We start from the raw sequence: 18,584 nt of genomic DNA, 5'->3' as shown, positions 1-18,584 counted from the left end.
CACATCGTGCCAGGTGCGTCGGCCCCCGGCGTCAGCGGACCGCCGCCCGCCGGTACGCCCACGTGGCGACGGCCAGCGACAGGACGCCGACGGCCCCGCACACGCCGAGGTCGAAGGCGACCGCGGCCCAGTCCGGATCCGGGGCGAAGGTCCGGGCGAACGCCTCCACCCCGTACGTGGAGGGCAGCAGGTCCCGCGCCCAGACGATCACGTCCGGCATCCGCTCGGGCGGCAGCACCCCCAGCAGCAGCGCCGCCGACATCCCGAGCTGCCCGGCCAGCGTGGCCAGCTCCTGCCGCGGTGCCAGCAGCCCCAGCGCCGCGCCGAGCCCGGCCAGCGCGGCCCCGGCCAGCGGCACCACCGCGGCCAGGATCCACAGCCCGCCCATCGGCAGCCCGAAGAGCACGCACCCGAAGACGGCGGTGACCAGGGTCCCGGGCAGGGTGAAGGAGGCGTACGCGGCGGCCGCGCCCAGCACCACGGAGGCGGGCGGCACCGGCAGGGTGGCGTAGTGGTCGAGGCCGCCGCCCGCCCGCAGCTGCCCGAAGTACTGCGCGAGCAGGTTCAGCGCGACGAAGGCCACGACGAGGACGGAGGAGCCGGCCACGACGGCCCGGGCCTCGGAACCCCCGTCCACCACGCCCCGCATCAGGATCATGATCCCGACGGACTGGAAGGTGGCCACGAACAGCAGCGGGATCCGCGCCACCCTGGCCCGGGACAGCTGCGCCCGGTAGACGGCCGCCAGCGCGGGGAAGAACCGCGCCTTCGGAGCCAGCTCGGCGGGAGCGCACGCGGCGCCCGCGACGCCCACGGCGCCCGCGACGTCCGCGGCACCCGCGACGTCCGCGACGCCCACGGCAGAGGTAGTCACGACTTGACCAGACCCTTCATCCGCCCGCCCAGCGCCAGGTAGACGTCCTCCAGGCTCGGCGTCGCCAGCGTGAAATCGTCGAGGGCGGCGAAGGCCGGCCCCCCGGTGACGGCCGCCACCGCGGCGCGCGCCTCGTCGGGCGGCAGCCGCAGTACCCAGCGGCGCCCGGATTCGGTGGCCAGCGGTGCGAGCGCCGCCACCTCCGGCACCTCCAGCGGCGCGGCGGACCGCCACACCAGCTCCAGCCGGACCTCGCCCGAGACCTTGGCCTTCAGCCCGGCCGGGGTGTCGCAGGCGATGACCCTGCCCTGGTCGATGACGGCGACGCGGTCGAGGACCGTCTCGGCCTCGATGACGTTGTGGGTGACGAGCAGGACGGTCGCGCCGTTGCGCTCGCGCCGCCGGTCCACGGCGGACCACACCGCGCGGCGGGCCACCGGGTCCATGCCGGTGGTCGGTTCGTCGAGGACCAGTACCGGCCGCTCCCCCACCAGCGCGGCGGCGAAGCAGGCCAGGCGCCGCTGTCCGCCGGAGAGCTTCTTCAGGGGCCGCCCGGCGATCGCGGTCAGCCCGAGCTCCTCCAGTACGGCGTCGCGCGCGGCCCGCGCCGCCCGTGCGTCGAGCCCGCGCAGCCGGCCGGTGGTCTCGGCGGCCAGCGACACGGTGAGCTCGTCCAGCGCGGTGGACTCCTGCCCCAGGTAGGCGAGCAGTCGCGCCGCCCGCCCGGGGTGGCGTACGAGGTCGTGGCCGAGGAGGGTCACGGTGCCCGCGTCGGGGCGCATCAGCCCGGTGAGCTGGCGGACCAGGGTGGACTTGCCGGCGCCGTTGGGGCCGAGCAGGCCGAAGACCTCGCCGCGCCGGACGTCCAGGGACACACCGTCGTTGGCACGGGTCTCGGGCAGGGCGGGAGCCCCGCGCCGGCCCCGGACGGCGGGATACGTCTTCACCAGGTCACGCACGGCGCAGATCACGTCGGAGGCCGCTGCCGCTGCTGCCGCCGTCTCCGGCGTCCCGCGGGGTCCTGCCTGTGCTGTGCCCGTACTCACGAGGGAGCAGCCTACGCGGCTTCCGGCCCTACTCGGCCGCCGGGGTCGGCGGCGCGGCCGCGCCGCCGGGAGGTGATCCCGGCGCCGCGGCCGGTACGGCGGCCACGTGTTCGGCGGCCGCCCGGACGTCGATCTCCCGCCAGAACCCGGCGCGGATGGCGTACCGGTCGTGCTCGTCGATCTGGTCGTCCTTGTGCGCGAGCAGCCCGAACCGGGCGGCGTAGCGCAGCAGCTCCCCGTCGATCCGGTGCGGGATGCGCGGGTACATCGTGGCCAGCCTCTGCAGGTGGACGGTCTCCGGGAGCCGTTCCATCCAGCGCCGGGCGAACACCTGTCCCACCTCGAACGGGTCGCCGCCGACGGTGGTGATGTCCTCCTCCCGGTCGGCCCAGCGCTGTTCGGCGCTGGTGAGCTGGGCGAGGGTGGGCAGCGAGGCGGTCTCCGCGGGTTCGCCGAGCGGTCCGGCGCGGTCGATCCAGCCCTTGTCGGAGGACCAGCGCAGGGCGCTGCCGGCAGGGGGCTGGCTCCCGTTGGACGCGGGCGCGGCCTGCTGTCCGGGTGCGCGCAGCGAACCGGCGAGGTCCTTGGGGGTGGGCACGGCCCGGCCCCCGGGGGCGGCGGGCGCGGGTACGGGGGCTCCGTCGGCCTCGTCCTGCCGGGCGTCGGCGGAGCCGTTGCGGGCGGCTTCGGCGAGCGCGGCCTCGGGCAGCGGGGCGGAGAGGATGGCGGCGATGTCGGGGCGGGGGGCGGGCGGCGGGGAGCACAGCCCGGTGAGGTCCTTGGCCCGGACGGCGCGGGTGATCCAGGACCGGTCGAGGACGCGGCGTTCGTCGGCTTCCGCGACGAGGTCCTCGGACTGGTTGTAGTCCCCGTCGGCGGCCTGGACGGCCCACAGGTGGACGGCGACCCCGTGCTCCTTGGCGGACATCAGGCCGGGCAGCAGGTCTCCGTCGCCGGTCACCAGGACCACGTCGGAGCAGGCGCGGTTGCGGGCCAGCTCGGTGAGTTCCGCGTGCATGGCGGCGTCGACGCCCTTCTGTGCCCAGCGGCCGTCGCTGCGGGTCAGGGCACCGAGCCGGACGGTGACGCGCGGCATGACGCGCAGCCGCCGGTGCTCGGGCTGGGGCACCCGGTCGGGTGCGCCGTCGAACCAGTAGATGCGCAGCAGGGGCTGCTCGGTATCCGCTTCCGCGCGCTCACGCAGGCCCTGGATGAGGGCGGCATGGTCGACGGTGATGCGGGATCGGGAGGGCTCCCCTGCGAGAAGGCTCGCGGCGGCGCCCAGCAGATAGCCGGCGTCCACCAGGACGACGCAGCGGTCCACGCGTACCACCCTCTTCCCTGGGGGTCCTCGATAGGTTTTCCCCGAGTCTGCCCGACCGCAAGGGTGTTGACGGCCGGAACTCGATCATCGGCGTGGCGGATCTCCGGGGCGGGAAGGAGAGGGGCTCCGACTACGCGCGGTAATGATCCAAAATGCGCGGTTTCTGGCGTTGTGTGAGTGTGAAGGCGGTCCTGGCCCCTAGACCCTCACGGAGGCTCCACCATGGCCAAGAACAAGCAGCAGAAGCAGCCGAAGCAGCAGCAGGCCCGTTCGTCCGCATCGGCCCCGTCGCGCTCCACGGAACCCTCGCACGAGTCGACCTCTCAGGCGCCGAGTCCGATGGACATGGCCCACAAGAGCAAGACGAAGAAGTTCGGCCACAACTGACGCTTTCGCGTTGCGTGACCGGAAAGGGCCTGCCCGGCGATGCCGGGCAGGCCCTTCCGTACGCGGGGCGGCCCCGCCGACCGGCCTTATCCGGCCAGGCAGGACGGGCCGAGCAGCACCTTGAGGTCGCCGAAGAGGGCGGGGTCGGGCTGCACCCGGTGCTTGTCGAGGCGCAGCACGGTGGTGGTCCGCGGCCCCTGGAGCTTGATCCGCACCTCGGTGTTGCCCCTGTGGTGGCGCAGGATCTCCCCCAGCCGGGTCACCATCGGCGGCGTGACCTTGACGGTGGGGATGGTGAGGACCACCGGGGCGTTGGTGCCGGCCGAGGTGAGGTCGGGAACCATCATCTCCATGGCGACCAGGCGGGGCACGTCCTCGCGCTTGTCGAGGCGGCCCTTGACGAAGACGACGGTGTCCTCGACCAGCTGGGTGGAGACGAGCTGGTAGGTCGCGGGGAAGAACATGCATTCGATGGAGCCGGCCAGGTCCTCGACGGTGGCGATGGCCCAGGCGTTGCCCTGCTTGGTCATCTTGCGCTGGAGGCCCGAGATGATGCCGCCGATGGTGACGACGGCGCCGTCCGAGTGCTCTCCGCCGGTCAGCTGGGAGATCCCGGCGTCCGTCTTGTCGGACAGCACGTGCTCCAGGCCGAAGAGCGGGTGGTCGGAGACGTAGAGGCCGAGCATCTCGCGCTCCTGGGCGAGCAGGTAGGACTTCTCCCACTCGACGTCGGAGAACTCGACGTCGAGGCCGAAGCCCGGCTCGTCGCTCGCGCCCTCGTCACCCATTCCGCCGAAGAGGTCGAACTGCCCCTCGGCCTCCTTGCGCTTCACGGCGACCACGTTGTCGATCATCGACTCGTGGTGGGCGACCAGGCCCTTGCGGGTGTGGCCCATCTCGTCGAAGGCCCCGGCCTTGATCAGCGACTCGACGGTCCGCTTGTTGCAGACGACGGCCTCGACCTTGTCCAGGAAGTCGGGGAAGGAGGAGAACTTCCCCTTGGCCTTCCTGGTCTTGATGATCGACTCGACGACGTTGCTGCCCACGTTGCGCACCGCGGTGAGGCCGAAGAGGATCACGTCGTCGCCCTGGGCGGCGAAGTTCGGCTCCGACTCGTTCACGTTCGGCGGCAGGACCTTGATGCCCATGCGCCGGCACTCGTTCAGGTAGATCGCGGACTTGTCCTTGTCGTCCTTGACCGAGGTGAGCAGGCCGGCCATGTACTCGGCCGGGAAGTTCGCCTTGAGGTAGGCGGTCCAGTAGGAGACCAGGCCGTACGCGGCCGAGTGGGCCTTGTTGAAGGCGTAGCCGGCGAAGGGGACCAGGACGTCCCACAGGGCCTTGATCGCCTGGTCGCTGAAGCCCTTCTTCTTGGCACCCTCCTCGAAGATGACGAAGTTCTTCGCCAGCTCCTCGGGCTTCTTCTTGCCCATCACGCGGCGCAGGATGTCGGCCTCGCCGAGGGAGTACCCGGCGATGATCTGGGCGGCCTTCTGCACCTGCTCCTGGTACACGATCAGGCCGTAGGTGACCGCGAGCACCTCTTCGAGCGGCCCCTCCAGCTCCGGGTGGATCGGGGTGATCTCCTGCTGCTTGTTCTTGCGCAGGGCGTAGTTCGTGTGCGAGTTCATGCCCATCGGGCCCGGCCGGTAGAGGGCCGAGACGGCGGAGATGTCCTCGAAGTTGTCGGGCTTCATCAGGCGCAGCAGCGAGCGCATGGGGCCGCCGTCGAACTGGAAGACGCCGAGGGTGTCGCCGCGGCCGAGCAGTTCGAAGGTCTTGGGGTCGTCGAGCGGCAGGGCCAGGAGATCGATGTCGATCCCCTTGTTGGCCTTCACCATCTTGACGGCGTCGTCCATGATCGTGAGGTTGCGCAGGCCGAGGAAGTCCATCTTCAGCAGGCCGAGCGACTCGCAGCTCGGGTAGTCCCACTGGGTGATGGTGACGCCGTCGGTGTGCCGCACCCAGACGGGCACGTGGTCGGTGATCGTCTCGCTGGACATGATCACGCCGGCGGCGTGCACGCCCATCTGGCGGACCAGGCCCTCCACGCCGCGGGCGGTGTCGATGACCTTCTTCACGTCGGGCTCGTTCTCGTACATCCCGCGGATCTCGCCGGCCTCGCCGTAGCGGGGGTGCGCGGGGTCGAGGATGCCGGAGAGCGGGATGCCCTTGCCGAGGACGTCGGCGGGCATGGCCTTGGTGAGCCGGTCGCCCATGGCGTACGGGTAGCCCAGCACACGGGCCGAGTCCTTGATCGCGTTCTTGGCCTTGATCGTGCCGTACGTGCCGATCATGGCGACCTTGTCGGCGCCGTACTTCTCGGTCACGTACCGGATCACCTCGACGCGCCGGCGCTCGTCGAAGTCGATGTCGACATCGGGCATGGAGACGCGCTCGGGGTTCAGGAAGCGCTCGAAGATCAGGCCGTGGGTGAGCGGGTCGAGGTCGGTGATGCCCATGGCGTACGCGACGATCGAGCCGGCCGCGGAGCCTCGGCCGGGGCCGACCGCGATGCCCTGGTTCTTGGCCCACATGATGAAGTCGGCGACCACGAGGAAGTAGCCGGGGAAGCCCATCGAGATGATCGTGTCCATCTCGTACTCGGCCTGCTTCATCCGGTCGTCCGGAATGCCTCCGGGGTAGCGGCGGTGCATGCCGCGCATGGTCTCCTCGCGGAACCAGGTGACCTCGGTGTAGCCGTCCGGGATGTCGAACTTCGGCATCAGGTTCCGGAACGTGAACATGCCCTCGGTGTCGATCTGGTCCGCGACCAGCCGCGTGTTGGCGCAGCCCTCCTGCCAGGCGTCCGAGGAGTCGATGGCGTACATCTCGTCCGTGGACTTCAGGTAGTAGCCGGTGCCGTCGAAGCGGAAGCGGTCCGGGTCCGAGAGGTTCTTGCCGGTCTGGATGCACAGCAGGGCGTCGTGGGCGCCGGCCTCGCTCGCGTACGTGTAGTGCGAGTCGTTCGTCACCAGCGGCGGGATGCCGAGCTTCTTGCCGATCTCCAGGAGCCCGTCGCGGACCCGGCGCTCGATCTCGATGCCGTGGTCCATCAGCTCCAGGAAGTAGCGGTCCTTGCCGAAGATGTCCTGGTACTCGGAGGCGGCCTTGAGGGCCTCGTCGAACTGGCCGAGGCGCAGTCGGGTCTGGAGCTCGCCGGAGGGGCAGCCGGTGGAGGCGATCAGCCCCTCGGACCACTTGCTGATGGTCTCCTTGTCCATGCGCGGCCACTTCGTGAGCCAGCCCTCGGCGTACGCGTCGGAGGACAGCCGGAAGAGGTTGTGCAGGCCGGTGGCGTTCGCCGCCCAGATCGTCTTGTGCGTGTAACCGCCGGAACCGGAGACGTCGTCGCGCTTCTGGTGGGGCTGGCCCCACTGGATGCGGCGCTTGTTGCGCCGGGACTCGGGGGCGACGTACGCCTCGATGCCGATGATCGGCGTGATCCCGGCCTTCTGCGCGGTGTGGAAGAAGTCGTACGCCCCGTGCAGGTTGCCGTGGTCGGACATGGCGATGTGCGTCATCCCCATCTCGTTGCACGCGTTGAACATGTCCTTCAGCCGCGCGGCACCGTCCAGCAGCGAGTACTGGGTGTGGACGTGCAGGTGCGTGAACGGCGGCTTGGTCACGGTGGGAGTCCTCCGGCGGGGAGAGAGGGGCGGCAGCTCTGAATCCTACGTCGGCCGGGTGACAGATCACGGGCACCGACGGGTACGGTCATCCGTTGCAGAGCCAAGGACGACTGTCCGGAAACAGATCCACCCAAGCGCCACCAGGAGGCATCCGCCATGGCGGTTACCGAGACGACCGACGAGCAGCGCGCCGAGCAGATACTCGACGTCTTCGACACCGCGTTCGGTGAGCTCCTCGCCGCCGACCCCGCTGCCTTCCAGGTCAAATTCCGCAAGATGGCGGCCTCCGCATTCGCCTTCTACCGGGGCACGGCCTGCCTCTTCTACGCGGACCTGGAGCGCGACCGCCACGGCGGCCCGTACCTGGACGAGCGGACCGGCCGGGTGTGGATCCACGGCGATCTCCACGCGGAGAACTTCGGCACCTACATGGACTCGAACGGCCGGCTGATCTTCAACGTCAACGACTTCGACGAGGCCTACGTCGGCCCCTTCACCTGGGACCTCAAGCGGTTCGCCGCCTCCGTCGCCCTGATCGGCTACACCAAGGCGCTCAGCGACGACCAGATCAGCGAACTCGTCCGGGTCTACGCCAACGCCTACCGGGAGCGGATCCACCGCCTGGCCGCCGGCGCCCGGATCCACGACGTGTCGGACCTGACCTCCTTCACCCTGGACACCGCCGAGGGCCCGCTGCTGGACGCGCTGCGCTCGGCCCGCGCCCGCACCCGCTTCTCGCTCCTGGACTCGATGACGGAGATCCGCGACTTCGAGCGCCGCTTCGCCCCGGGCCCGGGCACCATCGAACTGGACGCGGCGACCCGCTACAAGGTGCTCGCCGCCTTCGACGGCTACCTGGAGACCCTGCCCGACGAATCCCTCGTGCGGCCCGACTCCTACCGGGTCAAGGACGTGGTGGGCCGCCGCGGCGTCGGCATCGGCTCGGCCGGCCTGCCCTCGTACAACATCCTGCTGGAGGGGCACAGCGACGCGCTGGAGAACGACGTCGTGATCTACCTCAAGCAGGCGCAGACCCCGGCGGTCTCCCGGCACATCACCGACCGCGCGGTGCGCGAGTACTTCCACCACGAGGGGCACCGCACGGTGATCTCCCAGCGGGCGCTCCAGGCGCACGCGGACCCGTGGCTGGGCTGGGCCGAGCTGGACGGGTCGGGGCAGCTGGTGGCGGAGGTCTCGCCGTACGCGGTGGACCTGGACTGGTCGGACCTGGACGACCCGGAGGAGATCGCCGCCGTCGTCGCGGACCTCGGGCGGGCCACGGCGACCATGCACTCGGCGGCGGACGAGGCGGAGAGCGGCCACTCGCTGGTCCCCTTCTCCACCGAGCGGGCCATCGACGCGGCCATCGCGGCCGACGAGGAGGGCTTCGCCCGCCTGCTCGTGGACTTCGCCCACGCGTACGGAGCCCGGGCGCGCGCCGACCACCAGATCTTCGTGGACCTCTTCCGCAACGGCCGGCTCACGCCGTAATCGGGGAGGGCGAACCGGCCGGGAACGGGACCTGCGGGCCGCTTTCACAGGGACGCGTGGCAGACTCGCGACGATGGGCATATCAGGGGTGAGGCTTCGAGGGCTGCGGGCCGCGCTGTTCAGCGCGCTCGTCGTGGTGCTCTCGGCGGGCTCGCACGTCCTGATGTCCCGGGTGCCGCTGCCGCCCGCACTCGTGGTCGGGTCCTTCGCCGCCGTGTTCGCCCTCTCCTACGCGCTGGCGGGCCGCGAGCGGGGCTTCGGCCCGATAGCGGCCCTCCTCGTCCCGCTGGAGCTGGCCGCCGACACCGTCTTCACCGCCGGGCAGCGCGTCTGTTACGGCCCCGCGGGCGGCCCGGTCTCGGGCCCGCTGCACGCCCTGGGCCTGGACGAGCTGTGCGGCGGGACGCCGGTGGGCGGGCCGCTGGCCGAGGTGGGAGGGCCCGCGGCCGATCCGGCCGCGCTGCTGTCCGCGCACGGGCCGTGGGCGCCCTGGCTGCTGCTCGCCGCCCACGTCTCGGTCGGGCTGCTCGCCGCCGGCTGGCTGCGCCACGGCGAACGGGCGCTGGCCCGGCTGCTGCGCGCGGTGGCCGCCTCCGCGTTCCGGCCGCTGCTGCTGACGGGGGCCGGGGTCCCGGTCGCCGCCGGTCCCGCGCGGCGGTCGCCCCGGCCGGTCCGGCCGGGCGCGGTGACCCGTACGCGCTTCCCCGCCCACTCCGTGGGGCGGCGGGGGCCTCCCGTGTCCGGCGCGCTCGCAAGCGCCTGACACGCGTACGGCACCCCTGACACGTCACACCCCACGGAGATCACGATGAGTTCACGCAACAGCCAGGCCAACAAGGCGGCGGCCCGCGAGCGGCTGCGCGCCGAGCGCGAGGCGCAGGCGAAGAAGGACAAGGTGCGCCGCCAGGTGGTCGTGGCGGGCGCGGTCCTGGCCGTGCTCGCGCTGGCCGGCGGCGTCGGATACGCGGTCGTGCAGGCCAACCAGCCCGGCTACTGGGAGAAGGCCGCCAAGGCCGAGCTGGTCAAGCCCAAGAACACCGAGGGCGAGGACGGCACCACGGTCGTCATCGGCAAGGCCGAGGCGAAGAAGACCCTGGAGCTCTACGAGGACTCCCGCTGCCCGGCCTGCGCCCAGTTCGAGCAGGCGGCGGGCGAGCAGGTCAAGAAGGACGTCGACGCGGGCAAGTACAAGCTCCGGTACGTCGGCGCCACCTTCATCGACAACATGGCCAAGGGCGAGGGGTCGAAGAACGCGCTGAGCGCGCTCGGCGCGGCGCTGAACGTCAGCCCGCAGGCCTTCCTCGACTACAAGGGCGCGCTCTACTCCAAGGACCTGCACCCCGAGGAGACCGTCGACAGCTTCGCCAAGGACGACTACCTGCTGAAGGTCGCGGACACCGTCCCGGCGCTCAAGGGCAACGCCGAGTTCAAGAAGGCCGTCGAGGACGGCACCTACGACCGGTGGGCGCTGGAGATGTCCAAGGCCTTCAACAACTCCGACGTCAAGGGCACGCCCACCCTGAAGATGGACGGCAAGAAGATCGACACTCCGCAGACGGCGGAGGCGTTCACGGCTGCGATCGACAAGGCCCTGCAGGGCTGAGCCCCGGCCGCTCCGGAGGCCCATTTCCGGACAGGCCACGCCAACGGGCGGGCGGACTCCCAGAGTTCGCCCGCCCGTTGCGTTCCCGAGCCTGTTCCCACGCCCATACCCGCCAGTAATATGATCATCCGTGACCAGTCATCTCTCTCCCTCCGCCACCGCGGCAACTCCTCGCCGCCGTACGGTCGTCCTCGCCGCCGCGGCCACGGCCGCGCTGGCCCCCCTCACCTCGGTGGGCGCCTCGGCCGCCCACGCCGCCGGCGGTGCGCCGGCCTTCCTGCACGGCGTCGCCTCGGGTGACCCGCTGCCCGACGGGATCCTGCTGTGGACCCGGGTGACCCCCACCGCCGAGGCCGTGCCCGGCTCCGGCCTCGGCCCGGCCGTCCAGCTGCGCTGGGAGGTGGCCTCGGACAAGGCGTTCTCCCGGGTCGTCGCGAGCGGCACCACCACCGCGAGCGCCGCCACCGACCACACGGTCAAGGTGGACGTGCGCGGGCTGCAGCCGCAGACCCCGTACTGGTACCGGTTCACCGCCGGCGGCGGCGTCTCCCCCGTCGGGCGCACCCTGACCACCGCGGGCCACGACGTGACCACCGCCGGGGTCCGCTTCGGCGTGGTCTCCTGCGCGAACTGGGAGGCGGGCTACTTCTCCGCCTACCGGCACCTGGCCGCCCGCACCGACCTCGACGCGATCCTGCACCTCGGCGACTACGTCTACGAGTACCAGAGCGGGGGTTACCCGGATGCGAAGTACGTCGTGCGCCAGCACGAGCCGCAGCACGAGATCGTCTCGCTCGCCGACTACCGGATCCGGCACGGCAAGTACAAGACGGACACCGACCTCCAGGCGCTGCACCACGCGCACCCGGTCGTCGCCATCTGGGACGACCACGAGTTCGCCAACGACGCCTGGGCGGGCGGCGCCGAGAACCACACACCGGGGGCCGAGGGCGAGTGGGCGGCCCGTGCGGCCGCCGCCAAGCAGGCGTACTTCGAGTGGATGCCCGTACGCACCTCCATCGCGGGCACCGTCTACCGGCGGCTGCGCTTCGGCACCCTCGCCGACCTGCACCTCCTCGACCTGCGCTCCTTCCGCTCGCAGCAGGTCAAGGTCGGCAGCGGATCGGTGGACGACCCGGAGCGCACCCTGACCGGGCGCGCGCAGCTGGACTGGCTCAAGTCGGGCCTGGCGGGCTCGAACGCGACCTGGAAGCTGGTCGGCACCTCGGTGATGATCTCGCCGGTGGCCTTCGGCTCGCTCCCCGCGCACCTGATGGGGCCGCTCGCCAAGCTGCTCGGCCTGCCCGAAGGCGGCATAGCGGTCAACGTGGACCAGTGGGACGGGTACACGGACGACCGCAAGGAGCTGCTGGGCCACCTCAAGGACCGGAACATCAAGAACACCGTGTTCCTGACCGGCGACATCCACATGGCGTGGGCGAACGAGGTCCCGGTGAACATGGCCACCTACCCGGGCTCGGGGACCGCGGCGACGGAGTTCGTCGTCACCTCGGTGACCTCCGACAACATCGACGACATCCTGCACGTGCCGGCGGACACAGCCTCGCTGGTCGCCGAGTCCGCCATCAAGGCCGCGAACTGGCACGTGAAGTGGCTGGACATGGACTCCCACGGCTACGGCGTGCTGGACGTGACGGCCGAGCACTCGCAGATGGACTACTACGTGGTCTCCGACAAGCGCCGGCAGGACGCCACCTCCGCGTGGGCCCGCTCGTACCGCACGCTGAACGGCACCCAGAAGGTGGAGCGGGCCGACCGACCGGTTCGCTGACATACCGTCAAATCTGCTGTTTCGAGGGGCCCCTGGTGCAGACCAGGGGCCCCTTGTGCATCAGAAGCAACAAATCTTTTACTTAAAGCTCTTGACCGGATAATGACATGAACACATAAGCTTCGCGCCATCCGAGGAGATCCCTCGGCCTGAAACCCCCCCACCGCGAGGAGCACTCGTGCGCGCTGTTGCCCGCATATCCCCCCTTCTCCGCCGACGCCTGATGGGTACGGCGGTCCTGGCCGGAACCCTGGCGTTCACCCCGCTCGCCGCCCCCACGACGATCGCCGCCGCCAAGACCCCCGCCGAGGTGTGCGCCGAGTCGGGCTCGACCGGAGCCGCCGCCAACGCCCGTGTCGCGCGCCCCGCCGACCAGCACGCGGCCGAGCCCAACGAGGTCACCGAGACCCAGGCGAAGGCCATGGACGCCGACCTCAAGGCGAAGCTGGACAAGGCCCTCAAGAACCAGCCGCAGCGCAGCCTGAGCGCCGCCGAGGCCGTCACGACGATCCCCGTGTACTTCCACGTCGTGCACTCCGGCACCACCGGCAAGCTGACGTCCACCCAGATCAACAGCCAGCTGGCGGTCCTCAACGCGGCCTACGGCGGCCAGGGCACCGGCAACGTGAACACGAACTACCAGTTCACCCTCGCCGCGACCGACTACACGGACAACGCCACCTGGTACAACCTGTCTTCCGGCTCCCAGGCCGAGAAGGACATGAAGAACACCCTGCGCAAGGGCGGCCCCGGCGCCCTCAACTTCTACACCGCCAACCTCGGCGGCGGCCTGCTCGGCTGGGCGACCTTCCCGACCTCGTACGCCTCCAGCCCCAAGATGGACGGCGTGGTCGTGCTCGACACCTCGCTGCCGGGCGGCTCCGCGGCCAACTACAACGAGGGTGACACCGCGACCCACGAGGTCGGCCACTGGATGGGTCTGTACCACACCTTCCAGGGCGGCTGCAACGGCAACGGCGACTACGTCTCGGACACCCCGGCCGAGAAGAGCGCGGCGTACGAGTGCCCGACCGGCCGCGACTCCTGCGCCAGCAAGACCGGCGTGGACCCGATCCACAACTTCATGGACTACACGTACGACTCCTGCATGTACCAGTTCACGGCCGGCCAGGTCGCCCGCATGTCGAGCAGCTGGACCGCCTACCGGGCGGGCTGACCTCCACTCAGGTCCTGACTGCCCTACCCTGGCGCCATGAGCGCGCCGGGGGACGTGGTCGACGGACGGTTCGAGCTGGTTGAGAAGCTCGGCAGCGGAGGCATGGGCACGGTCTGGCGAGCGCTGGACCGTGCCCTTCACCGTGATGTGGCCGTCAAGGAGGTCCGGCCGCCCGTCGGCCGCGAAGAGGGCGGGGCCGCGCGGCTGCTGCGCGCACGCGTACTGCGCGAGGCCCGCGCCCAGGCCCGGATCAGCCACCCCAACGTGGTCACCATCCACCACATCGTGGACGAGGACCCGCACCCGTGGCTGGTGATGGAGCTGCTGCCCGGCCACTCCCTCCAGCACCGGCTGGACCGGGGTCCGCTGGAACCGGCGGAGACCGCCCGCATCGGCCGCGAGATCCTCGCCGGACTCCGCGCGGTCCACGCCGCCGGGATCCGCCACCGCGACGTGAAACCCGCCAACGTCCTCCTACGGGCGGACGGTTCTGCGGTCCTGACCGACTTCGGCATCGCCGCGATCCAGGACGCGCCCTCGCTGACACCGGCCGGAGAGGTCCTCGGGACCCCCGAATACCTGGCCCCCGAGCGCATCCGCGGAGCCGATCTGCCCGCCTGCGACCTGTGGTCGCTCGGCGTGACCCTGTACGTGTGCGTGGAGGGCGTCAGCCCGATGCGCCGCGCCACCGGCCTGGCCACGCTGGCCGCCGTCCTCGACGATCCCGTCCCGCCGCCGCGCCGGGCCGGCGCCCTGGGCCCCGTACTGGCGGACCTGCTGGTCCGCGATCCGGCCGCCCGGCCCGATCCCGGGGAACTGGACGCGCGGCTCGCGGCCGTCGCGCGCGGCGCCACGGCCCCCACCGCCACGGCCCCTGCCGGCCCTTCCGGCGCTTCCGGCCCTTCCGCGTCCGCCCCTCCGGCCCCGGCACCCGCGCCGCACGACCGGCTCGCCCCGCCGCGGGGCCCGGCCCGCGGCGGCCGCTTCGGCCCGCCGCCGGCGCTGCCCCCGAGGCCGGCACCCCGCGGCTGAACGGGTGCGGTCCTACAGGGTGTCGAGGAAACCGATCGCGACCTTCCAGGCCTGCTCGGCGGCCTCGGCGTCGTAGTCCTCCAGCCCCGGGTCGGTGAACAGGTGCCCGGCGCCCGGGTAGCTGTGGACCTCCACATCGGCTCCGGCCCGCTGCATCCGCAGGTACCAGGCCGTCAGCCAGTCGTGCGGCTCGAAGGGGTCCGGGTCCGCGATGTGCAACTGCACGGGAAGTTCGTCCACCGAGGCGTCGTCCGCGACGTCGGCCGTGCCGTGCAGGAGCAGCAGCCCGCGCGCCTTGCCGTCGGCCAGCGCCAGGTGCTGCGCGACGGAGCCGCCGAAGGAGAAGCCCGCATAGACCAGGCCCTGGTCGGAATGGGGGGCGGAGGCCAGCACCGCACGCCTCAGCAGTTCGTCACGGCCGATCCCGTCACGGTGGGCCATGCCCTCCTCGACGGTCTCGAAGGTGCGCCCCTCGAAGAGATCCGGTACCTGGACCTGGTGCCCGGCCGCGCGCAGCCGGTCGGCCGCCGCGTGCACCGCGGGCCGCAGCCCGTACGTCGAATGGAAGAGCATGATGTTCATGCCCTCCATCGTGCCAGTTTGTGCGGACCGCTCTCGGTTACGTTCATAGCCATGGAACTGGAGAGCGTCCTGCGCCCCGTCACCGTCGTCGGCGGCGCCCTGGTCGTCACCCTGATCGCCGGGTGGCTGCTGGACCTGCTGCTGCGCCGGGCCGACGCCCGGCACCCCGAAACCCCCCTGTGGGGTCTGCTGCGCCGCTGCCGACTGCCGTTCCAGGTCGTGCTCTGCACCTCGTTGCTCAGGGGGGCCTACCGCACCGCCGGGGTACTGCCCGACCACGCCTTCGCCGTCGGCCGGACCCTCACCCTGGTGCTGATCGCCTCCGTGGCCTGGCTGGCGGTGCGCATCGCGACCGCCGCCGTCGATTCCACGTACGCGCGCTACGCCGCGGTGACCCAGGACGACGCCCGGGTCCGGCGGGTGCGCACCCAGGTGACGCTGATCCAGCGGGTGGTCACCGCGGTCGTCGTCGTGGTCGCGGCGGCGGCCATGCTCCTGACCTTCCCGCCGATGCGCACGTTCGGCGCCTCGATGCTGGCTTCCGCGGGCGTGCTCGGCATCGTCGCGGGCATCGCCGCCCAGTCCTCGCTGGGCAACCTCTTCGCCGGCCTCCAGATCGCCTTCGGCGACACCGTCCGCATCGGCGACACGGTGGTGGTCGACCGGGAGTGGGGCAAGGTCGAGGAGATCACGCTGACCTTCCTGACCGTCCGCACCTGGGACGAGCGGCGCATCACGATGCCTGTGTCGTATTTCACGAGCAAGCCGTACGAGAACTGGTCGCGCGGCGGCGCGCAGATGACCGGCACGGTCTTCTGGCACCTGGACCACAGCGCCCCGGTCGACCTGATGCGCGAGCGGCTCCAGGACATCCTCCAGGACATCCCGGAGTGGGACGGCCGGGGCTCCGGCCTGGCGGTGACGGACACCACACCGCACACGGTCCAGGTCCGCGCGGTGGTGACGGCGAAGGACGCGGACGACCTGTGGACGGTCCGCTGCGCGGTCCGTGAGCGTCTGATCGCCTGGCTGGTGACCCACCACCCGTACGCCCTGCCCCGCATCGCGGCCTCCGAGGCCGCCCCCCGCCCGGGGAGCTGAGGCCCGCTGCGGCACCCGGCGGAGGTCAGGTGCCGACGGGCCGGTCACCGGCCAGCAGTGCGTCGGCCAGCAGTGCGTCGGCGCACTCCGCGGCGAGGTCCGTGAGGGGAGGACGCATGGGCGTCCACCACGTGCACGAACGCCTGCTGGCGGCGAAGGGGAGCGAGGTGGGCGCGCTCATCGACACGATCTCCACCGGAGGGGCGGACCGGCTCTGGCCGGGCGGGGCCTGGCCCGCGGTGACGCTCGACCGCGGGCTGGCGGTGGGCTCGGCCGGCGGTCACGGCCCGGTCCGCTACACGGTCGCCGCGTACGTGCCCGGCACGTGGGTCCGCTTCACCTTCACCGGGCCGCGCGGCTTCCACGGCTTCCACGAGTTCGCCGTACTGCCGGCCGGCGACGACCGCACCGTCCTGCGCCACACCCTCGCCATGCGCACCACCGGCCCGGCCCGGCTGACCTGGCCCCTGGCCTACCGCTGGACGCACGACGCCCTGGTGGAGGACGGCCTGGACCGCGGACAGCTCGCCTGCACCGGCACCCTGGCCCGCCGCCACCGCTGGACCCCGTACGTCCGCTTCCTGCGCGCACCGGCGCGGGCCCGGACCGGCCGGCTGGGCGCCCGCTGAGGGCCGTCCGGCGATCCCGGCGGGCGCACGACACCGGCCGCGGCGGCTCGCCGCGCTGCCGCAGGGCCCGAGCACGCCCGGTGTCCGAACACGCCCGGTACCCGTGACACGCCCGGTACCCGTGCGCCGCTCCGCCTCGCGATGCACCGCATCCGACGCCGTGCGGCCGACCCGCCGGGGAGCACGGGAGGGACGTCAGGGACTGCGCAGGCTGCGCACGTCCAGGTGCCGCAGCACCCGGTCCACGATCTCCGGATCGGAGCCGGGTTCGCTGCGGGCGGCCAGCACCTCGTGGCGGGCGGCCGACATCATCTCGCGCTGGATCCGCTGGACGTCCCGGATCCGCTCCACCCGCTGCGCGTACGCCTCGCGCCGTTCCTCGTCGACCATGTCGGGGCTGATGCGGGCGCCCACGTCGTACGCGCGCCGGTAGAGCGTCTCCACCAGGTCCTCCGGCAGTTCCTCCGCCTCCTCGATCTCCTTCAGCCGCCGCTTCGCGGCCTTCGCGGCGCGGACCGCCAGCTGCCGCTCGATCTCCCGCTCCGCGTCCGTGTCGGATTCGACCCCCAGCCGCCGCACCAGCCACGGCAGGGTCAGCCCCTGCAGGACCAGCGTGGCGATGATCACGGCGAAGGCGATGAAGATGATCTGGTCCCGCGCGGGGAAGGGCTCACCCGCCTCCGTCCTGAAGGGGATGGCCAGGGCCAGCGCCACCGAGGCGACACCCCGCATCCCGGCCCACCACATGACCACGCTCTCCCGCCAGCTCAGCGGGATCTCCTCGTCGTAGTCGCGCCGCTTGTGCAGCTTCTGCGCGAGCCAGCCCGCCGGCAGCAGCCACACGAGCCGCACCCCGACGACCACGGCGATCACGGCCGCCGCCCACCCGGCCGTCTCCGCCTCGTGGCCGCCCGCCGTGCCGAACACGTTGTGCAGCTCCAGCCCGATCAGCCCGAAGGCCACCCCCGTGACCAGCATGTCGACGACTTCCCAGAACGTGTGCCCGGCGAGCCGGCCCAGCACGTCGTCCGCGTCGTTCGCGTACTCGGCGAGGAACAGGGCCGTCGTCAGGACGGCCAGCACCCCCGATCCCTGGAGTTCCTCCGCCACCACGTACGACACGAACGGCACCAGCAGCGTCAGCCCGATCCGGAGCGTGGCGTCGCCGAGCAGCCCCATGAGCCGGTTGGCGGCCCAGCCGAGGGCGAGTCCGACCGCCACGGCGACGACGGCGGACAGGACGAACTCGCCCAGCGCGTCGGGCCAGGAGAAGCTGCCGCTGACGGCCGCGGCGACGGCCACGTGGTAGAGCACGATGGCGGTGACGTCGTTGAAGAGGCCCTCGCCCTCCAGGATCGACACCATCCGGCGGGGCAGGCCGAGGGAGCCCGCGACGGCGGTGCCGGCCACCGGGTCGGGCGGGGCGACGAGCGCGCCGAGCGCGACGGCGGCGGCGATCGGCAGCCCCGGCACCAGGGCGTGCGCGACGGCGGCGACGGCGGCGGTCGTGACGAACACCAGGGCCACGGCGAGCAGCAGGATCGGCCGGACGTTGGCGGCGAACTGCCGCCAGGACGTGCGCTGCACGGAGGCGTACAACAGCGGCGGCAGCACCAGCGGCAGGATGTACTCGGGCGGGACGTCGACGTTGGGCACGACCGGCACCAGCGCGAGGACCACCCCGCCGATGGTCATGAGTACGGGCGCGGGCAGCCCGAGCCGGTCCCCGAGCGGCACGGTCACCACGGCCCCGAGCAGCAGCACGAACAGCAGAGCCAGCTGATCCACTCCCCCACCCTGCCAGTCCGCTGCGCCCGGCTGTGCGCGGTGAAGGATCCCTCCCGCGTGTCGGGACCCCGCCGCGCCCCCAACGACGCTCCGGTGCCCGGGCGGGTTCGGCTGCCCACACCCTGC

Annotated in this window: 15 protein-coding genes; 9 read left to right on the top strand and 6 right to left on the bottom strand. The window is 71.9% G+C overall.

The annotated features are described in order from the left end of the window. Positions 1–31 precede the first annotated feature (31 nt). The 3 genes from ACFCZ1_RS23170 to ACFCZ1_RS23160 form a co-directional block, all read right to left on the bottom strand. A complete protein-coding gene (locus tag ACFCZ1_RS23170) occupies positions 32–814 on the bottom strand; it encodes an ABC transporter permease (protein WP_376680251.1) in 783 nt (260 codons plus the stop codon). Positions 815–870: 56 nt separating this feature from the next. After that, entirely contained in the window at positions 871–1,842 is a 972-nt protein-coding gene (locus ACFCZ1_RS23165) for an ABC transporter ATP-binding protein (RefSeq protein ID WP_376680250.1), read from the bottom strand. A 106-nt stretch (positions 1,843–1,948) separates the two neighbouring features. Further along, entirely contained in the window at positions 1,949–3,253 is a 1,305-nt protein-coding gene (locus ACFCZ1_RS23160; protein WP_376680172.1) for an NYN domain-containing protein, read from the bottom strand. A 213-nt stretch (positions 3,254–3,466) separates the two neighbouring features. Between ACFCZ1_RS23160 and ACFCZ1_RS23155 the strand changes: the two genes are divergently transcribed. After that, positions 3,467–3,631 (top strand): hypothetical protein, encoded by a 165-nt coding sequence (locus ACFCZ1_RS23155; RefSeq protein ID WP_376680171.1) that lies wholly within the window; start codon positions 3,467–3,469, stop codon positions 3,629–3,631. A gap of 86 nt (positions 3,632–3,717) precedes the next feature. Here the strand turns inward: ACFCZ1_RS23155 and dnaE are convergent, their stop codons facing one another. Next, positions 3,718–7,260: a DNA polymerase III subunit alpha gene (dnaE, locus tag ACFCZ1_RS23150; protein ID WP_376680170.1), complete on the bottom strand. Its 3,543-nt coding sequence runs from the start codon at positions 7,258–7,260 to the stop codon at positions 3,718–3,720. Between the two features lie 159 nt (positions 7,261–7,419). Here dnaE and ACFCZ1_RS23145 point away from each other — a divergent pair, with 159 nt between their 5' ends. From ACFCZ1_RS23145 to ACFCZ1_RS23120, 6 genes are all read left to right on the top strand, one after another. Beyond that, positions 7,420–8,754 carry a DUF2252 domain-containing protein gene (locus tag ACFCZ1_RS23145; RefSeq protein ID WP_376680169.1) on the top strand — a complete coding sequence of 445 codons (1,335 nt, stop codon included), beginning with the start codon at positions 7,420–7,422 and terminating at the stop codon, positions 8,752–8,754. A 73-nt stretch (positions 8,755–8,827) separates the two neighbouring features. Continuing rightward, complete coding sequence (locus ACFCZ1_RS23140) at positions 8,828–9,517, top strand: hypothetical protein (RefSeq protein WP_376680168.1); 690 nt, start codon at positions 8,828–8,830, stop codon at positions 9,515–9,517. A gap of 45 nt (positions 9,518–9,562) precedes the next feature. Further along, positions 9,563–10,357: a DsbA family protein gene (locus ACFCZ1_RS23135; RefSeq protein WP_376680167.1), complete on the top strand. Its 795-nt coding sequence runs from the start codon at positions 9,563–9,565 to the stop codon at positions 10,355–10,357. Positions 10,358–10,487: 130 nt separating this feature from the next. Next, positions 10,488–12,149 (top strand): alkaline phosphatase D family protein, encoded by a 1,662-nt coding sequence (locus ACFCZ1_RS23130; RefSeq protein ID WP_376680166.1) that lies wholly within the window; start codon positions 10,488–10,490, stop codon positions 12,147–12,149. A gap of 223 nt (positions 12,150–12,372) precedes the next feature. Then, complete coding sequence (locus ACFCZ1_RS23125) at positions 12,373–13,326, top strand: zinc metalloprotease (RefSeq protein ID WP_376680249.1); 954 nt, start codon at positions 12,373–12,375, stop codon at positions 13,324–13,326. A gap of 36 nt (positions 13,327–13,362) precedes the next feature. Continuing rightward, a complete protein-coding gene (locus ACFCZ1_RS23120; RefSeq protein WP_376680165.1) occupies positions 13,363–14,358 on the top strand; it encodes a serine/threonine-protein kinase in 996 nt (331 codons plus the stop codon). Positions 14,359–14,370: 12 nt separating this feature from the next. Here ACFCZ1_RS23120 and ACFCZ1_RS23115 read toward each other — a convergent pair whose 3' ends face one another. Beyond that, positions 14,371–14,940, bottom strand: coding sequence for a dienelactone hydrolase family protein (locus tag ACFCZ1_RS23115; RefSeq protein ID WP_376680164.1), 570 nt, complete (start codon positions 14,938–14,940; stop codon positions 14,371–14,373). 57 nt (positions 14,941–14,997) lie between these two features. Here ACFCZ1_RS23115 and ACFCZ1_RS23110 point away from each other — a divergent pair, with 57 nt between their 5' ends. Then, a complete protein-coding gene (locus ACFCZ1_RS23110) occupies positions 14,998–16,041 on the top strand; it encodes a mechanosensitive ion channel family protein (protein WP_376680248.1) in 1,044 nt (347 codons plus the stop codon). 116 nt (positions 16,042–16,157) lie between these two features. Further along, positions 16,158–16,670, top strand: coding sequence for an SRPBCC family protein (locus ACFCZ1_RS23105; protein ID WP_376680163.1), 513 nt, complete (start codon positions 16,158–16,160; stop codon positions 16,668–16,670). Between the two features lie 195 nt (positions 16,671–16,865). Here the strand turns inward: ACFCZ1_RS23105 and ACFCZ1_RS23100 are convergent, their stop codons facing one another. Further along, complete coding sequence (locus tag ACFCZ1_RS23100) at positions 16,866–18,458, bottom strand: Na+/H+ antiporter (protein WP_376680162.1); 1,593 nt, start codon at positions 18,456–18,458, stop codon at positions 16,866–16,868. Between the last annotated feature and the right edge of the window lie 126 nt (positions 18,459–18,584).

This window comes from Streptomyces sp. NPDC056224 (assembly GCF_042267665.1).
Taxonomy (GTDB): domain Bacteria; phylum Actinomycetota; class Actinomycetes; order Streptomycetales; family Streptomycetaceae; genus Streptomyces.
Note: the sequence above shows the minus strand (reverse complement) of the source record. Positions and strands in the feature narration are given on the sequence as shown.